Origin of the sequence: Paenibacillus sp. VTT E-133280 (assembly GCF_002264385.1) — a bacterium.
GTDB lineage: Bacteria > Bacillota > Bacilli > Paenibacillales > Paenibacillaceae > Paenibacillus_AQ > Paenibacillus_AQ nitricinens.
The window spans coordinates 1-15,036 of record NZ_NFUX01000032.1; the positions used below are offsets into that span (position 1 = coordinate 1).

Annotated in this window: 9 protein-coding genes; 5 read left to right on the top strand and 4 right to left on the bottom strand. The window is 45.0% G+C overall.

Annotation, left to right across the window (positions count from 1 at the left end; translation table 11 throughout):
- Window positions 1-3,145: S-layer homology domain-containing protein (locus CA600_RS15185; RefSeq protein WP_094871095.1), on the top strand; the 3,145-nt coding region annotated here is incomplete at its 5' end.
- 92 nt (window positions 3,146-3,237) lie between these two features.
- Here the strand turns inward: CA600_RS15185 and moaA are convergent.
- Window positions 3,238-4,239, bottom strand: a complete 1,002-nt coding sequence (gene moaA, locus CA600_RS15190; RefSeq protein WP_094871097.1) for a GTP 3',8-cyclase MoaA — start codon at window positions 4,237-4,239, stop codon at window positions 3,238-3,240.
- A 417-nt stretch (window positions 4,240-4,656) separates the two neighbouring features.
- On the opposite strand from moaA, the gene CA600_RS15195 reads away from it, so the two are divergent.
- Window positions 4,657-5,349: a TorD/DmsD family molecular chaperone gene (locus tag CA600_RS15195; protein ID WP_094871099.1), complete on the top strand. Its 693-nt coding sequence runs from the start codon at window positions 4,657-4,659 to the stop codon at window positions 5,347-5,349.
- A gap of 170 nt (window positions 5,350-5,519) precedes the next feature.
- Here CA600_RS15195 and CA600_RS15200 read toward each other — a convergent pair whose 3' ends face one another.
- Together CA600_RS15200 and CA600_RS15205 are read right to left on the bottom strand one after the other, a co-directional pair.
- Window positions 5,520-8,657, bottom strand: coding sequence for an efflux RND transporter permease subunit (locus tag CA600_RS15200; protein WP_094871101.1), 3,138 nt, complete (start codon window positions 8,655-8,657; stop codon window positions 5,520-5,522).
- Window positions 8,658-8,771: 114 nt separating this feature from the next.
- The gene (locus CA600_RS15205) at window positions 8,772-9,689 is read right to left on the bottom strand and encodes a TetR/AcrR family transcriptional regulator (RefSeq protein ID WP_094871103.1); all 918 of its coding nucleotides are present in this window, start codon (window positions 9,687-9,689) and stop codon (window positions 8,772-8,774) included.
- 225 nt (window positions 9,690-9,914) lie between these two features.
- Between CA600_RS15205 and cls the strand changes: the two genes are divergently transcribed.
- A complete protein-coding gene (gene cls / locus CA600_RS15210; protein ID WP_094871105.1) occupies window positions 9,915-11,423 on the top strand; it encodes a cardiolipin synthase in 1,509 nt (502 codons plus the stop codon).
- Window positions 11,424-11,533: 110 nt separating this feature from the next.
- On the opposite strand, the gene CA600_RS15215 is transcribed toward cls, so the two are convergent.
- The gene (locus CA600_RS15215; protein WP_094871107.1) at window positions 11,534-13,063 is read right to left on the bottom strand and encodes a phospholipase D family protein; all 1,530 of its coding nucleotides are present in this window, start codon (window positions 13,061-13,063) and stop codon (window positions 11,534-11,536) included.
- 189 nt (window positions 13,064-13,252) lie between these two features.
- On the opposite strand from CA600_RS15215, the gene fni reads away from it, so the two are divergent.
- Entirely contained in the window at window positions 13,253-14,392 is a 1,140-nt protein-coding gene (fni, locus tag CA600_RS15220; protein ID WP_094871109.1) for a type 2 isopentenyl-diphosphate Delta-isomerase, read from the top strand.
- 42 nt (window positions 14,393-14,434) lie between these two features.
- Window positions 14,435-14,905 carry a GNAT family N-acetyltransferase gene (locus CA600_RS15225; RefSeq protein WP_256989866.1) on the top strand — a complete coding sequence of 157 codons (471 nt, stop codon included), beginning with the start codon at window positions 14,435-14,437 and terminating at the stop codon, window positions 14,903-14,905.
- Window positions 14,906-15,036 lie beyond the last annotated feature (131 nt).

Sequence of the window (15,036 nt, forward strand, 5' to 3'; positions counted from 1 at the left end):
ATCTGACCGGGATGACGAAGGGGTGAATCTGCCCGGCGGCTCCATTCCGATGTCTCAAGGCATTATAGATTATCAGAATGAGAAAATTAAGAAGTTACAAGCAGAAGGCAAATACGCTGGTAAAATCATTTTTTCTGGCTTTGAGTGGGATATGCCCCAATATGATCATGCTGCGGTTGGGATTGTTACAGATCATCCAGGGTCTGCAGAAGCTTTGAAGGCTATTAATCAATTTGAATATTTATTTACTAATCGGGATGTAAGTATGTTTGATCCGGCAGATGTGGCTAAGTGGAGTACGGCAGATAAGAGATCTTTTTCTACAAAAGAAGATACTCGCACAGCTATGAAATGGCTAAGTAGTCATTATCCAGATAGCTATGTACTGATCAATCACCCCTCCAGAAAAAATGGTACAAGCTCGGAGCTTAAAATAGAGGATATCCGTGATTTTAACAATATCGATCCGAATCTTGTCTTCGGCTTTGAAGGTATGCTGGGCAATCAGATGGCGAGTGATCGGGGAGAGACGCCTGAGACTTACGGAGGTACAGACGTCAAAGTTGCACAGCTTGGAGGAATGTGGGACGCACTGCTGGGTGAGGGACGCAGATTTTGGAATTTTGCTAACTCAGACTTTCATTTCAAAACAAAAAATGATCAATTTTCTAGCGGTTACTGGCCTGGTGAATATTCCAAGAACTATACCTGGGTGGATGGCTCCGATATTAACGCTGTCGTAGATGGCATGCGGTCAGGGAAATCCTTCTCTGTTTTTGGGGATCTCATCAACGCATTAGAGTTTAACGTGTCTGGAGATGGACAAGAGGAAGAAATGGGCGGCGAACTGGACGTAAAACAAGGGGACGACCTAGAGCTTACGATCCGTTTCAAAAGTCCACAGCAAAATAATAATGGCGACGCTGTTAAGGTAGATCATGTAGATTTAATCTCCGGTGAAGTCCATGGCAAGGTTGATCCAGGCACACCTGATTACACCAAAGCGACTAACGATTCAACACAAGTGTTGAAACGTTTCACAAGCGAGGACTGGACTACCGATTCCGAAGGCTACAATGTTATTAAGTATAAGGTAGAGGCAGTGGACAAGGATCGTTACTTCCGGTTAAGAGGAACTAACCTGGGAACTGATGTTGCAGGAGAAACGGTTAACGGCGAACCGCAGATTGATCCAAAAAATAATACTTTCGATAACCTGACTCGTTTCGAAGAAATCAATGCCCGTAATTATAGTGATATGTGGTTTTATTCCAATCCGATTTTTGTGGATGTGGAGTCGTACACCGATCAGCAGGCAGTTAATGATACTATGACTGAATTAGATCTAGGAGATACAAGCGCAGTAACTTCTGATCTAACGTTGCCTACAGAAGGCAAACACGGGACAAGTATTGTGTGGAAAAGCTCCAATCCGGTCCTGATGACGAATGCAGGTAAAATCACCTTCCAACCTAAGAAGGATACGAAGCTGACCTTAACAGCTACAATCCAGCGGGGATTAGCTACGGAAACGAAGGCTTTTGAAGTAACGCTGAGCGGAGATGATCGTATCACCCCATTGGCCCTTCATAGCACATTAAAGACTGAGAACGGACAATCTTATTTAAGTGGTGACTGGACGAATCAGAGTGTTTCTGTAAGCGTGTATGCTAGCGTATATATTCCTGGTGCGGATGTATCCATTCAATTGGCGAACGATGTAAACGGCAATTTCCTACCCTATGAAAGTGGGAAAGTGGTTGAGATTTCGGAAGAAGGCCAACATCAACTGCAATTTAAAGCAACGGATTCTTTAGAAAATACGACTACACTGCCCATTGCTGTGAATATCGATCGTACAGCACCTGTGATTACCCTGAAGGGGGATAGTCATCTGAATCTGACCCAAGGGAATGGCTTCAAGGACCCGGGCGCAGAGGTTGCGGACAAGGTTGGGATTGCGGGGGCTATCCTGGTGACAGGAACAGTGGATGTGCAGACTCCAGGAACCTATAAACTGAAATACAATGCCACAGATTTGGCTGGTAATGCGGCTACTGAGGTTGTACGCACAGTAGTTGTAACCGCGGGCACTGGCAGTGGAGGGGGAAATAATAACGGAGGAGGCAGCGGACCAGTTCCAACTCCAGCTCCTACCGCGACGCCATCTCCTACAGGGCAGCCCGCTACAACTCCGCGTGTGGAATTGGAGGTAAAAGCACAGCAGGGAGGAACGGGCACACTTAAAGACGTGGGCAGCTTTACGATTCCGGCTGGAGCGTTGTCTGGTAACAGCGAAATTTCCTTTTCGGTTGTTGCTACTGGTGAGACACCAGCTAAAGGCGATCTTCAGGCTGTGAGTGTAGCCGTTGAGCTTACTAGCGGCAAGACGGGCATGCTCAATAAACCTGTAGAATTGTCTCTGAATTACGATGCTGCTCAGATTACATCAGGTCATAAAGCGGCAATTTACTATTATAACGAACAGCTTAAAAAATGGATTTACGTGGGTGGTCAAAGCCAAACGGCTGGGATTATAACTGCAAATGTGAATCAGTTCGCTAAATATGCTGTATTTAATTATCAGGCTCCATCGATTACTGATTTGAATAATCATTGGTCTTCTACATTTACAGACCGTCTAATCGGAATGGGTGTTATGAAAGGGTATGAGGATCATACCTTCCGTCCGAATGAGGAGGTTACCCGCACACAGTTTGCGTCTATGATTGTACGGGCGCTAGGTTTGCAATCTATGGGTAGCACGATGAAATTCGCGGATCAAAGTGCGATTCCATCTTGGGCTGCAAATGATGTAGCAGCGGCGGTAAATGCCGGAATCCTTCGTGGATATGAGGTAAATGGCAAAATGTTCTTCGAGCCTTTGGAGAAAATTACCCGTGCTGAAATGTCAGTTATGCTCGCCAATGCTTTGAAGGCTAATGCCCATAAGCAAACGGATAAAGAGGGGAACTTCGCGGATCTTACCTCCATTCCACAATGGGCACAGGTATCTGTAAAAGCGGGTGTTGAAGCTGGTATTTTGGGTGGATTCGAGGATCATACGTTCCGACCTGAGAACCATGCTACAAGAGCGGAAGCAGCAGCGACCATTTACAAGCTGCTCGAGGCCCTGTATCTATAATATATGGATGGCGAGGCCATCCTTTAATCTCTAATTAAAAACGCCGCTTTTCCCAATTGTTTTGGGGATAGCGGCGTTTTTAATAAGACAGACTAACCTCCGATTTGAGACATACGCCGAGTCGTCGGCGTGTGGCTTTGTGCTTTTTTCTCCAAGGCTAATGCCATTTCGTGGTTATGCGGCTTGTTACCCAGAGCTTTGCGGAATAAGGCCTGCACTGCTGCAGGATCGCTTATTAGGGGACGGACATTGTACTCGTCTTCCCAATACAGACAAGCTTTGATATGGCCATCTGCAGTTAGTCTTAGACGATTGCAGTTATCGCAAAAGTGATCGCTTACGGGATGAATTAATCCGAACGTTCCTTGCGCTCCAATAACCCGCCGATTCTGGGAGGGACCATTGCCAGAGGGCATCTCTGCCTCCACGGTTTCCCATCCAGCTTCAGTACAGGCATCAATAACGGTCTCCAGCGGCAAATAGGATTGGCGCCAAGAATCAGTAGCACTTCCGATAGGCATATATTCAATAAAGCGTACATTTAGTGGACTGTTCAGCGTAAGGGAGATGAAATCCTTGATCTCGTCATCATTAATCCCTTTCATTAGTACAACGTTAAGCTTGATCGGCGCCAGCCCAGCAGCTTGTGCTGCCTCAATCCCCTTTAGTACCTTGGAGACCTCACCGCCGCGTGTAATCATAGCGAAGCGATCTTGCCGTAATGAGTCTAGGCTGATGTTCACACGTGTTAGTCCGGCTTGTTTTAACAACTTTGCTTTAGCTGGTAGCATTAATCCATTTGTAGTCAGTGAAATATCGTCGATCCCCGGAATGGCAGATATCATAGCCACTAGCTTTTCGAGATCTTTGCGTACAAGAGGTTCTCCACCGGTTAACCTTACTTTACGTAACCCGAGAGGGGCTAGCGAATCCACCACTGCGGTGATTTCCTCATAACTCAGAATCTCGTCCTGTGGCTGGAATTCCATCCCTTCCGCTGGCATACAATAAATGCAACGCAGGTTGCAGCGGTCGGTAACCGAAATGCGGATGTAATCGTGTAAACGCCCAAAAGGGTCCGTCAGCGGCTCCATAGCGTTGCTCCCTTCAATTGTCGGTATAGTGAATGCTTCTCTCCTTAAGAGGAGATGAGGGCTGTTATACTTGTTTAGAATTTTAAAGATCACTTGGGGGTACGTCAATGAGCAAAGTAGTGGACGTGTTAAGCACCCCCCCTAATTAAATAAGGAAGGTTATGATTTTATTGCATAATTATGGACAAACTAAATAGAATGATGAAGCCGAAATAGTCTTGCGAAAATGTGACAAAAGTACGACAAATGATGTGATTAGTCATAGAATGCTCACGGAAAGCGTTTTAAATATCCGATATAATCTAGGTGCGGATTACTTTATTCTTTCACTTTTGCGAAAACAGAAAGGATACCGGGAACTTCACATCGTAATGTGACGGTGTGTGACCGGGAAACCCAATGAGGAGGATTTGCAAAATGACTATGCAAACTGTTCCATCGCTCGCCGTGCCGGAGGCATTTAGCCATTGGTTGGAAAGTCGGGGATTAATATATCAGCTTTTAGTGGATTTTTTGGGTAGAAAACCATCACTCTCTCTTGTGGCTCAGTGGAGCCGCAATCGCAAGATGAGTGTTGCTGCAGAAATGACGGAAGGCGGGCGGGAACTGAAGCGTTATCTGAGTCAGGAACCGAACCAGCTCCTGAAGATATGCGAGAAAGAGTGCCTGGAGTATAAACGGCTTATGCACGAACAGACAGTAAGCTCTTTTAAATTACGTGAAGCTGCTATTCTGGGTCGTTCTGAAGATTTCTGCAACGTGCTTGCTGATGTGTATACTTCCGCAGGAATTGTTTTTAACAAATGTAATGGTGAAGCTGATGATCATATTGCTATTGAGCTGGAATTTATGGCAGTAATGCATGAGCGTATGTTGTATAATAGCTTTTCCATTAGAAGTGCTATGGAGCTGCTTGATATTCAGGAAGCCTTTTTGGAAGAACATTTACTGCAATGGACCCCACAGTTCTGCGACAAATTGAATGCAGCAACAGATAGTCCGTTGTATCTGGGGCTTTCCCATATGCTCGCAGAATTTCTGCCCCTTGATCTACAAATGCTGCGTTCCTGGAGAGCTTCACTAGAGAGCAGTGCAACAGCAATGCTATAAGAACACTATAATACAGAGCCCGGCCTATAAATTAGGTCGGGTTTTCCTTGCTGTGGAAGTGTAAATAGCGATTTAAATGAAGGTCCAAGTAAAAAAGAAGCTGTCCCCTAAGTAGTATTCACTACTTTGGAGACAGCTTCTTCATGTTTACTTGATATGCATCAAGTGTTCTAGTCAATTACCTTTTTACTGCGGAATTTCATCAGGAACTCATACACGACTGGTACTACTACAAGTGTCAGTAGCGTGGAGCTGATCAAACCGCCGATAACAGTAACGCCTAGTCCTTTGGAGATGATACCTGCACTGTTTTCAAGTCCTGTAACCAGTGGCAGCAATGCGCCAATCGTTGCAAGTGCAGTCATCAGGATTGGACGTAAACGTGTGCCGCCTGCTTCAAGCAAGGCTTGACGTGTGGTCATTCCTTCTTTTTCCTTATGAATAACGCGGTCGATGAGGACAATGGCATTCGTGACTACGATACCAATCAACATCAGCGCACCCATGAGGGAGGAGACGTTTAAGGTTTCTCCAGCGATTAGAAGAGCCACTAGTACCCCGATAATGGTGAAAGGAAGTGAGAACAGGATAGCAAATGGAGCTAATCCACCGCCAAATGTAACCACAAGCACGAAGTAAACGATGGCAATAGCAGCCGCCATAGCGATACCTAATTGACCAAATGTGTCATTGATCTGCTCGGTTACACCACCGAAGCTAACTGTTACGCCGTCAGGTAAGTCCATAGCATCTACTTTTTCCTTCACGAGGTTAGAAGCACTGTTGACGTCACTTGAAATAATCTCGGCAGTGACATCCACCTTCATTTTACCGTCCATCCGAGTAATCGAGTCTGGGGAAGACCCATTTTCAATTTTAGCGACTTGCCCGATTGGCACGGAGATGCCTAGTGGGGAAGTCAATGTAGCTTCTTCCATTTCTTTAATGCTCTTATACGTTTCTTTATCAGTTTCGATATAGACTTTGTAGTTCTTGCCGTCCATTTCTACTTCTGTGAGTACTGGACGTGTACCTGCAGGAGCAAGCTTCATCGCAATTTGTCCCGCTGTAAGTCCAAGGGAGCTAAGCTTTTCTTGGTCCGCTACAATCGTATATTGATCGTAAGCTTCTTTGAGACTTGTTTCTCCATCTTTGAAATTAGTGGTATCAGCCTGCACGATTTTGGCGATCTCATCTGCGACTGGCTTGATTTGATCTAAATCATCTCCGAATACATTCACGGTTAGTGAGCTTCCACCCATACCTCCGCTCATCATCGCAGACATATCGCCCCACACACCATCTGGGACTTCTGCGGTTAAGCCCTCGATCAACTTCTCTTTCACGGATTCGAAATCAGGAGTTTTGCTATCATAAACGATGAAGAAAAGTCCCGAATTGCTCGATCCGCCCATACCCATAGGGCCGCCGCCGCCGATGGAATATTGCATTTTATCTACATGCTGTTGCGCTAAAATATATTTCTCTGCTTTCAGACCTTGCTCTTGGACTTCTTCAGTTCTTTGCCCAGCCTTCGGTGAGTAGGTTAGCATAACCGTTTTATCCTCTTGGGAAGGCATAAAGCTAACGCCGATAGGCTTGATCAGGAACAAGCTGCCCGCAAGGAGCAGAACGGCTACTCCGAACGTAACGAGTTTATGGGAAAGACACCAGTTCAGAATCTTTTGGTAACCGGCAGACATTCTGTCTGGTTTCTCACTATGCGTCTTCTTACCTTTCAATCCGTTCCGGAACAGGGAGTGCGCCATTGCAGGAACTAGGGTAATCGCAACTACCAATGAAGCGAGCAGGGCGAAGACCATGGTTAAGGCGAAAGGCAAGAACAGCTCTCCAACCATGCCACTTACTAAAGCAAGCGGTAAGAACACTGCGATGGTTACAATTGTAGAGGACATGATTGGTACGAACATTTCACGTGTGGCTGCACTGATTAATTCCCGGCCTTTTAGCTTCTCCCCAGATAAGGAGAGTCGCCGGTATATGTTCTCTATGACTACAATCGAGTCATCGACTACCCGTCCGATGGCAACGGTCATCGCACCAAGGGTCATCATATTAAGCGTAATGTCCATTTGACGCAGACATAACACTGCGATCAGCAATGATAAAGGAATAGAGATGATAGAAATGATCGTCGAACGAATATTCCGCAGGAAGACCAAAATGATAATGACTGCGAAAAGGGCGCCAAATACCGCTTTGGACAACATTGTATTTACGGAGTCCTCAATCGGCTTACCTTGGTCAAGCAGAACTGTAAGGTCAATGCCTTTATATTGTGCTTTTAATTCTTCAGTTTTGTCCTTAACACCATTTACGACATCAACAGTGTTGGCATCGTTGGCTTTGACAATCTGGATACCGATCGATTCTTTACCATTCGTACGGGAGATCGATTCAGAATTCCCAACAACCTCAATTGTAGCAAGCTCTCCCAGCTTCACGGTCGGCAAGCCCATATTTGCAGCTCCGCCAGCAGCGCCTGCACCGGCAGCGCCAGCTCCAGGAGCTCCAGCACCAGCAGCACTCGCAGCACCAGTTGGCATTACTGGAATAGTCACATTTTTAAGATCCTCAACGGTGGTGATGTTGCCATCCACGACAACTGCCTTTTGAGCTTTGTCCATCTCGAACAGTCCTAGTGGAACGCGGAGGGAAGAGCCTTGAATAATCCCTTTAACCGTATCTTCTGTCAGTCCGTATTCCTTGAGCTTCTCTTGATTGAACTTAAGCGAAACTTCTTTGACGTATTGTCCAGAAATTTGAATAGAAGCAACACCCTCAACATCTTCAAGGGCGGGGCGAATATCGTTCTCGGCAATACGGGTTAGTTCTTCGAGATCTTCTGAATCCCCATTCGATAAACTAAGGGAGACTACAGGCATTGAGCTAAGGCTAAACCGGGAAATGGAAGGCTTTTGCACATTGTCCGGCAATGAGACCTCATTTAGCGCTTCGCGAACTGCTGCTGTAGCATTATCCAGATTCGTTCCATAATCAAACTCAATTTGAATACTGGAGGCATTCTCCAGAGAAGTGGAGGTGATTGTCTTTACGCCATCCACATTGCGCAGTTTTTGCTCTAATGGTTTGCTGACATCATTAACAACGCCTTCTGGTGCAGCCCCCGGATAGATGGTTGTTACGCTAAGATAGGGTATACTAATATTAGGTAGGGTTTCTTGCTTCATTGTCAGTCCGCTGTACAAACCGGCAAATACAATAATTATCGTCAGAAGCCAAATGGCAAATTTATTTCTGAGCGAGAAATTAATTAAGCTTTTCATAAGTTTTGTTTCTGCTCCTCTCGGGCCTTATCTTTACGAAATAGGGCGCCATTTTGAAAATTTATAATACTCACTATCCATTTTCTTCTCTCTCACGAACTCTTTATAGAGCAATTAACGAAATACGCATGAATGATTTGAAAAAGAGGTAACCAGCTTCCTCAATTCTTTCAATGGTGTAGTGAGCTCTGAGCAGGATTGGAGGTTGGACAACATCCCCTGTATGATTGCTTTGCGTGGGTGTGGTAAGAGAACCTCGCCTTCTAGAATGTTGAGTGATTCCAGTAAATCGGCTGACTCTTCGGGAACAATACTATCTAATTTACTGACCAGAGTCTTCATGTCCTTAATGATCTGTAGTGGGTTTTTTCGCTTACTCTCCTCATTCTCTTCCATCCAGCTTGCTAAAATAGTCGAGTTGATGAGTGGAGCCTGCTTACTTGTAAGAAGACCAGCTACAATAATATCCAATAGATTCATTAGATGATCAGCCATAACAGCAAGGGACAAATGGGTGTCCTGACGAAAAATAACCGCAATATACGATTTGATTAGTCCATGACCTACAATACATAAATCTCCGGTATAGGGAACGATCTCTTTTCCATAAAGGGTCTCCATCTTCACCTGAAACCAGCGCAAGAAGGAAGCATTGTTTCTGCGCAGCCATTCCGGTACTTCAGTATCAAACCCTTTTCCGGCAACCTCCTGGATCTGACGCTGCAAGAACTCACGTAATTCGTACACATGACTCAGTAGAATTTCTATTTGATTCCTAAGCTTCTCACGCGGTGTTCTTTGGGTTTCTTGTTCTTCACGTAATAAGGGATCACGAATCATTCGGTAACAATAGAGAAAAATGCTGCGTTCCAGCTCCTCTTTTGATTTGAATACTAGATACAAGCTTCCCTTCGAAATTCCGCATAATTCGGCGATCTCTTGCATAGACGTGGAGGACGAGCCTTTCACAGCGAATAATTGCATGGCGATCTTAATAATCTGTTCCTGCTTGTCCATCGTTTTATCACTCATTGGGGAATAACCTCCTTTCTGACTACTCAGTTCTATAATTGACTAATCGGTCAAAATAATTATATTCGATCCATCCTGTCATTACAAATTTCACCACAGAAGGGTTACAGTTTTGTTGTAAATAGATTTTTACATAGTAATTAGCTAGGAAGAAATAGGTTCTTCATGTAATATATAAATGTGTCATTTCAGTGTTGTTTGTATGAATAAGAAGGTAGGTACAATATGAGAAGAGGACTTCAATCTATAATTATCATTGGGGCATTTATAGCATTTTATTATTTTGGTTTTGGTATTTTTGGGAGTACTGCAGGAACGATTATTAGTATTTTCTCCACACTGACCGTCATTTCGATTAGCTTGGCTATTTTTATGGAGAACCGTAATCCTTCCACTACGATGTCTTGGATTCTTTTGCTTGCGTTGATCCCGGTGCTCGGACTGGTCTTCTATTTTCTATTTGGTCAGAATGTGTTTAAACGTCGTAAATATGATAAAAAAGCACAAAGAGATCTTATGGCTTATGAGCGAATTGAGAATGACGCTTTGCGTACGCATCAAGATTGGTCGGTCTTTGACCCCTCGCGTCAAAAACTACTATTATTATCCAAGACTCTAGCACGTACTCCTATTTCCTTTGCTTCAGAGACGCGTATCCTAACCAATGGTGAGGAGACGTTTGGGACATTACTGCTAGAGCTGAGACAAGCGAAGCACCATATACATATGGAGTATTACATCTTCCGTGCAGATCACATTGGAACGCGTATTCAACAGATTCTGATCGCGAAGGCGCGTGCGGGAGTGTCTGTCCGATTTATGTATGATGCTGTAGGTAGCTTTCAACTCTCCAGAGCCTTTTTGAAGGAGTTAGTTGACGCTGGAGTACAGGTGGCTTCGTACGGTAATTCCACCTCCTTTTTCTCTAGCCGGGTCAATTACCGGAATCACCGAAAAATCGTCGTCATCGACGGTGATGTCGGGTTCATGGGTGGACTCAATGTGGGGGATGAATATCTAAGCCGTAGTAAAACTTATGGATTCTGGCGTGACACCCATATGTTAGTTAGAGGTGAAGCGGTACGGACGATGCAAATCATCTTCTTGCAAGATTGGATGCATACTACAGGTGAAAAAATATTGGAGCAGGATTATCTCACACCACAGCTACACTTTATGACAGGGGACGGAGCTGTACAGATCATTGCGAGTGGGCCGGACAATGAACGCCGTGCACTCAAAAATATATTTTTCTCCATGATCACCTCAGCTGAGAAATCAGTTTGGATTGCCAGCCCTTATTTCATTCCGGACGAGGATATCCTGACTGCGATACGTGTAGCGGCTATATCTGGTCTAGATGTTCGATTATTATTCCCTGCTAAGCCGGATAAATGGATTCCGTTTCTGGCTTCGCATTCTTATTTCCCGGCATTGCTGGAGGCTGGGGTGAAGATTTATGAATACGAGAAGGGCTTTATACACTCTAAGCTGTTAATCGTGGATGGTGAAATAGCTACTATTGGTACAGCAAACATGGACATGCGGAGCTTCCATCTTAACTTTGAAGTTAACGCACTATTGCTTCAAACAGAGAGTGTTACCCGAATCGTTGCTGATTTTGAACGGGATTTATTATCTACCACTCAGATTGTGCAGGAGACCTTTATGAATAAACGCATGGTGGTACGTATGCTGGAATCTGCGGCCAGACTAATGTCTCCGCTGCTATAGCCTTATAACAGAAAAACCACCGTAGAGGGTGTAGCCTTCTCTACGGTGGTTTTTTGAAATATAAGAAAGTATAAGATTAGTACCTATACTTTATGTTTTATATTTCTCACTTAAAAAGTAGTAAAGCCCAGGTTGGTCTGCAATCGGAACAGGATGTACTTAAACCAGGTCACATCGCTCTGATAGGCCTCAAAGGGTAAAGTGAACACATGGCCTTCATTATTCCACAGCCGATTGAAATAGGCTTCCATTTCTGTGAACAGCGGCTGATCACGCTTCATAGAAATCCACAGATCATTCTCCAGATTGTAGTCATCCAGATTACGTTTGGTAAAGTTAGTAGAGCCGCCAAGAAGGATGGAACTGCCGGTTTGTTTGGCGATAAAGAGCAACTTCGGATGATATTGCTCCTTGGTTGTATTGTACCAGCGAATAGAGATTTCGCCATTCGTGCGCTTGTTCAGGTCCATGGCAACTGGACGGTTAGGGATCCCGATTTTATCACGCCCGAAGGTGTTCTGATTGGGATCCAGAATTAGGTTTACCTTAGCCCCGCGTGAAGTCGCCTCCACCAACGCATCCAGAATGGCATCATCAGCAAGATAGAACATACCCATCCATACGGTATCCCCCTTCTGGGCGGATCTGATGCCTTGCAGCGCATACTTGTACACCTTTCCTTCTGTTAAATAGCGAACCTCCAGGGGTTCAGCTGACGGTACGCTCTTTTCTTGGGTGAATTTGGGCTTATGAACCAGCAGAGGGCCTGCGTCGGAAAGATTGGCTGCTGCTTGCTCGGTCTGGAGAATATCAGCAATAATTGGACCTTGTACCTCTAAAGCAATATTGGAGTGGTAGGCGCTGGCATCGTGAACATTTCCAGAGGAAATTAGTGCAGTGTTCTCACTGACAATTACTTTACGATGGTTCGCCTTCACATTCAGCAGCTTCAGATAAGATCGAGCGGTAATATCCGGTCCGCCACTGGCCATAAGATTGGGAATAAAGCCCTTACCGGATTGTCCGAACCATTGAATGAAGGTGCGCCAGACGGCTGAATAGGCAGGTGTAGAATCTCGCAGCGCATTAACATCGGTCATGATGACTCGGATCCCTACGGCCTTCATTTCTTCCAGAAGATGGTTGGACGCTGAGTTATAATTGGTATTGACCTCATCGGTGATAAAGACAATCTCCATTTCAGGATAGGTTTGCTTTTGTGAGATTAATCTATCTGTCAGCATTCGACTGACTGGAGGGAATGACTGATCTTTATGGGTATAATCATTAAACAGGAACAGGTCGATGACTAAGAACTCCCTTGACTCCTCGATGATATGCAGCATTCTCGGGAGGATTTCACTCTCCTGCTTACCTGTATCCGTACCGTCTGGATAGGTTAGGTCATGCCAGAAGGATACATTATTCACTTTGTATATAGGACTTTCATAGGAAATCCCTGCGGGAAGAGGTTTATGTGTCTGGTATATCGTGACGCCGATTAACCAGAGAATTAGAATGATGCAAGCCCATATCACTCTTTTGCGGCGTCGTGAAGAGGTGCATTTCTTTGGATCAGGAGAATGGGTTTGATTTTGAATGATTTGAGGCTGAACGGATTGTTCGTGATCTGATTTCATTAGTAAATCCTCCTGAAAGTATTACAGTGCGCATTTCTTTAAGTTAATATGCGCCGGCATGTTACCAACCTATTAACACTTAGTGAGGAGAAATGAAGCAGTCTCTGTATTTTCATTGACCTCATATTGTAAATTCAACTGTAGGGATATGTTATAATAAGTACAGTTTAGGAATAGGAGGAACGGAGCATGAATCATACGCCAGAAGAGGCCGTGCCATATGATGCGAATAGGCAGTCTGGCGCGGATCATGACAATGGCCTACCAATTGTAGAGGTTTCGGACAAGAAGTCTTTATTGCCTGCATCAAGGACAGGTGAACGCAAAATAGAACATGTACGCCTTTGTCTAAATGAAGAAGTCGGTGGCGTCGGTGTGACTACGGGGTTTGAACAATACCGATTTCGGCATAATGCTCTTCCAGAGCTGAATTTTGATGATATATCCTTGCAGACTACCTTTCTGGAACGTGAGCTGCGTACACCGCTGCTGATCAGCTCGATGACAGGTGGAAGTGCCGCTACCGGAGCCATCAATGCCCGATTAGCAGAGGCAGCACAGCGTCGTGGATGGGCGCTGGGTGTTGGTTCTGTGCGGGCGGCGGTGGAGCGCTCTGAGCTAACCGAAACCTTTTATGTGCGGGACAAGGCACCTGATATACCGGTTATCGCTAATATCGGCGCCGTACAGCTGTCCTATGGTTTCGGGATTGAGGAATGCCGCCGGGCTGTGGATATTGCTGGTGCAGATTTTCTTGTCCTGCATCTCAATGGTCTGCAAGAGGTCTTTCAACCGGAAGGGAATACTGGCTTTGCCTCCTTACTATCGCAGATAGCAAACGTATGCCGTGCACTTGAGGTTCCTGTAGGTGTAAAAGAAGTCGGCTGGGGCATTGACGGTGATACAGCAGCGCATCTTTATAATGCAGGGGTAGCTTTTGTTGATGTAGCGGGTGCGGGTGGAACATCATGGAGTCAGGTCGAGAAGTTTCGGAGTAGAGACCCTATACGGCGCGCAGCGGCTGAAGCTTTCGCGGACTGGGGTACTCCAACCGCAGAATGCATTGCAGAAGTGCGTGCTGTCTCCCCGAAAGGGGCTTTAATTGGCAGCGGCGGCTTGAAGCATGGCGTGGATGCGGCGAAGGCATTAGCTCTCGGTGCTAATTTAGCAGGTTTTGGACGCAATCTGTTAGGGCCAGCAGTAGATTCCGAAGAGGCGCTAGAAGCTGCACTGGCTCAGGTAGAGCTGGAGCTTAAGATAGCAATGTTCGGTATCGGAGCTCCCGATTTAGCAACTTTACGTGGGACTCCCCGTTTAATACGTAAATAAATGAATGTGGTAAATATAGAAGCGAGGAAGTGAAAAAAGAAGATGATTAAATTGGTTCATATGGATGAGTCCGCCTTTCAATTTTTCTTGGGTCAAGCTACCCGTGACTACGCTGAAGACAAGATTAAAGCAGGCGCTTGGGATCCTGAAATCGCGATGAAGCTATCGGAAGAAGCAATAACACAATCTCTGCCCAAAGGGTTAAATACAGATGGCGCTTATCTATACTCCATAGTAGAAATAAGTAGTGATATCCAAGTGGGATATATCTGGTTTAATGTAAGTGAAGGCCGCGGTGGGCGAGAGGCGTTTATATATGATTTCTACATTTTCGAACCGTATCAGAGTAAAGGTTATGGCAAGCAGGCTATGATCGCACTTGATGAAGAAGCTCGTGAAATGAACGTCACAAGAATCGGGTTACATGTCTTCGGTCAGAACAATCGTGCATTTGAACTGTACAAAAAAATGGGATATACCGTAACCGACATTACGATGTCTAAAGATTTATAATACTATCCGTGCAGACCTCGAAAGAGGTCTTTTTTTTGTTGTTCTAAGAAATACAATGTAAATAATTGTGATAAATATATTTGAATTAGGAGGAGTAGAAAAATATGATTATTAAATAAATTCCTGAAAAT

Bases quoted from the DNA above. Each gene is read 5' to 3' on its own strand.
- CA600_RS15225 (WP_256989866.1), top strand. From the start codon at position 14,435: ATGATTAAATTGGTTCATATGGATGAGTCCGCCTTTCAATTTTTCTTG.
- CA600_RS15205 (WP_094871103.1), bottom strand. From the start codon at position 9,689: ATGAGTGATAAAACGATGGACAAGCAGGAACAGATTATTAAGATCGCC.
- fni (WP_094871109.1), top strand. From the start codon at position 13,253: ATGAATCATACGCCAGAAGAGGCCGTGCCATATGATGCGAATAGGCAG.
- cls (WP_094871105.1), top strand. From the start codon at position 9,915: ATGAGAAGAGGACTTCAATCTATAATTATCATTGGGGCATTTATAGCA.
- CA600_RS15200 (WP_094871101.1), bottom strand. From the start codon at position 8,657: ATGAAAAGCTTAATTAATTTCTCGCTCAGAAATAAATTTGCCATTTGG.
- CA600_RS15215 (WP_094871107.1), bottom strand. From the start codon at position 13,063: ATGAAATCAGATCACGAACAATCCGTTCAGCCTCAAATCATTCAAAAT.
- CA600_RS15195 (WP_094871099.1), top strand. From the start codon at position 4,657: ATGACTATGCAAACTGTTCCATCGCTCGCCGTGCCGGAGGCATTTAGC.
- moaA (WP_094871097.1), bottom strand. From the start codon at position 4,239: ATGGAGCCGCTGACGGACCCTTTTGGGCGTTTACACGATTACATCCGC.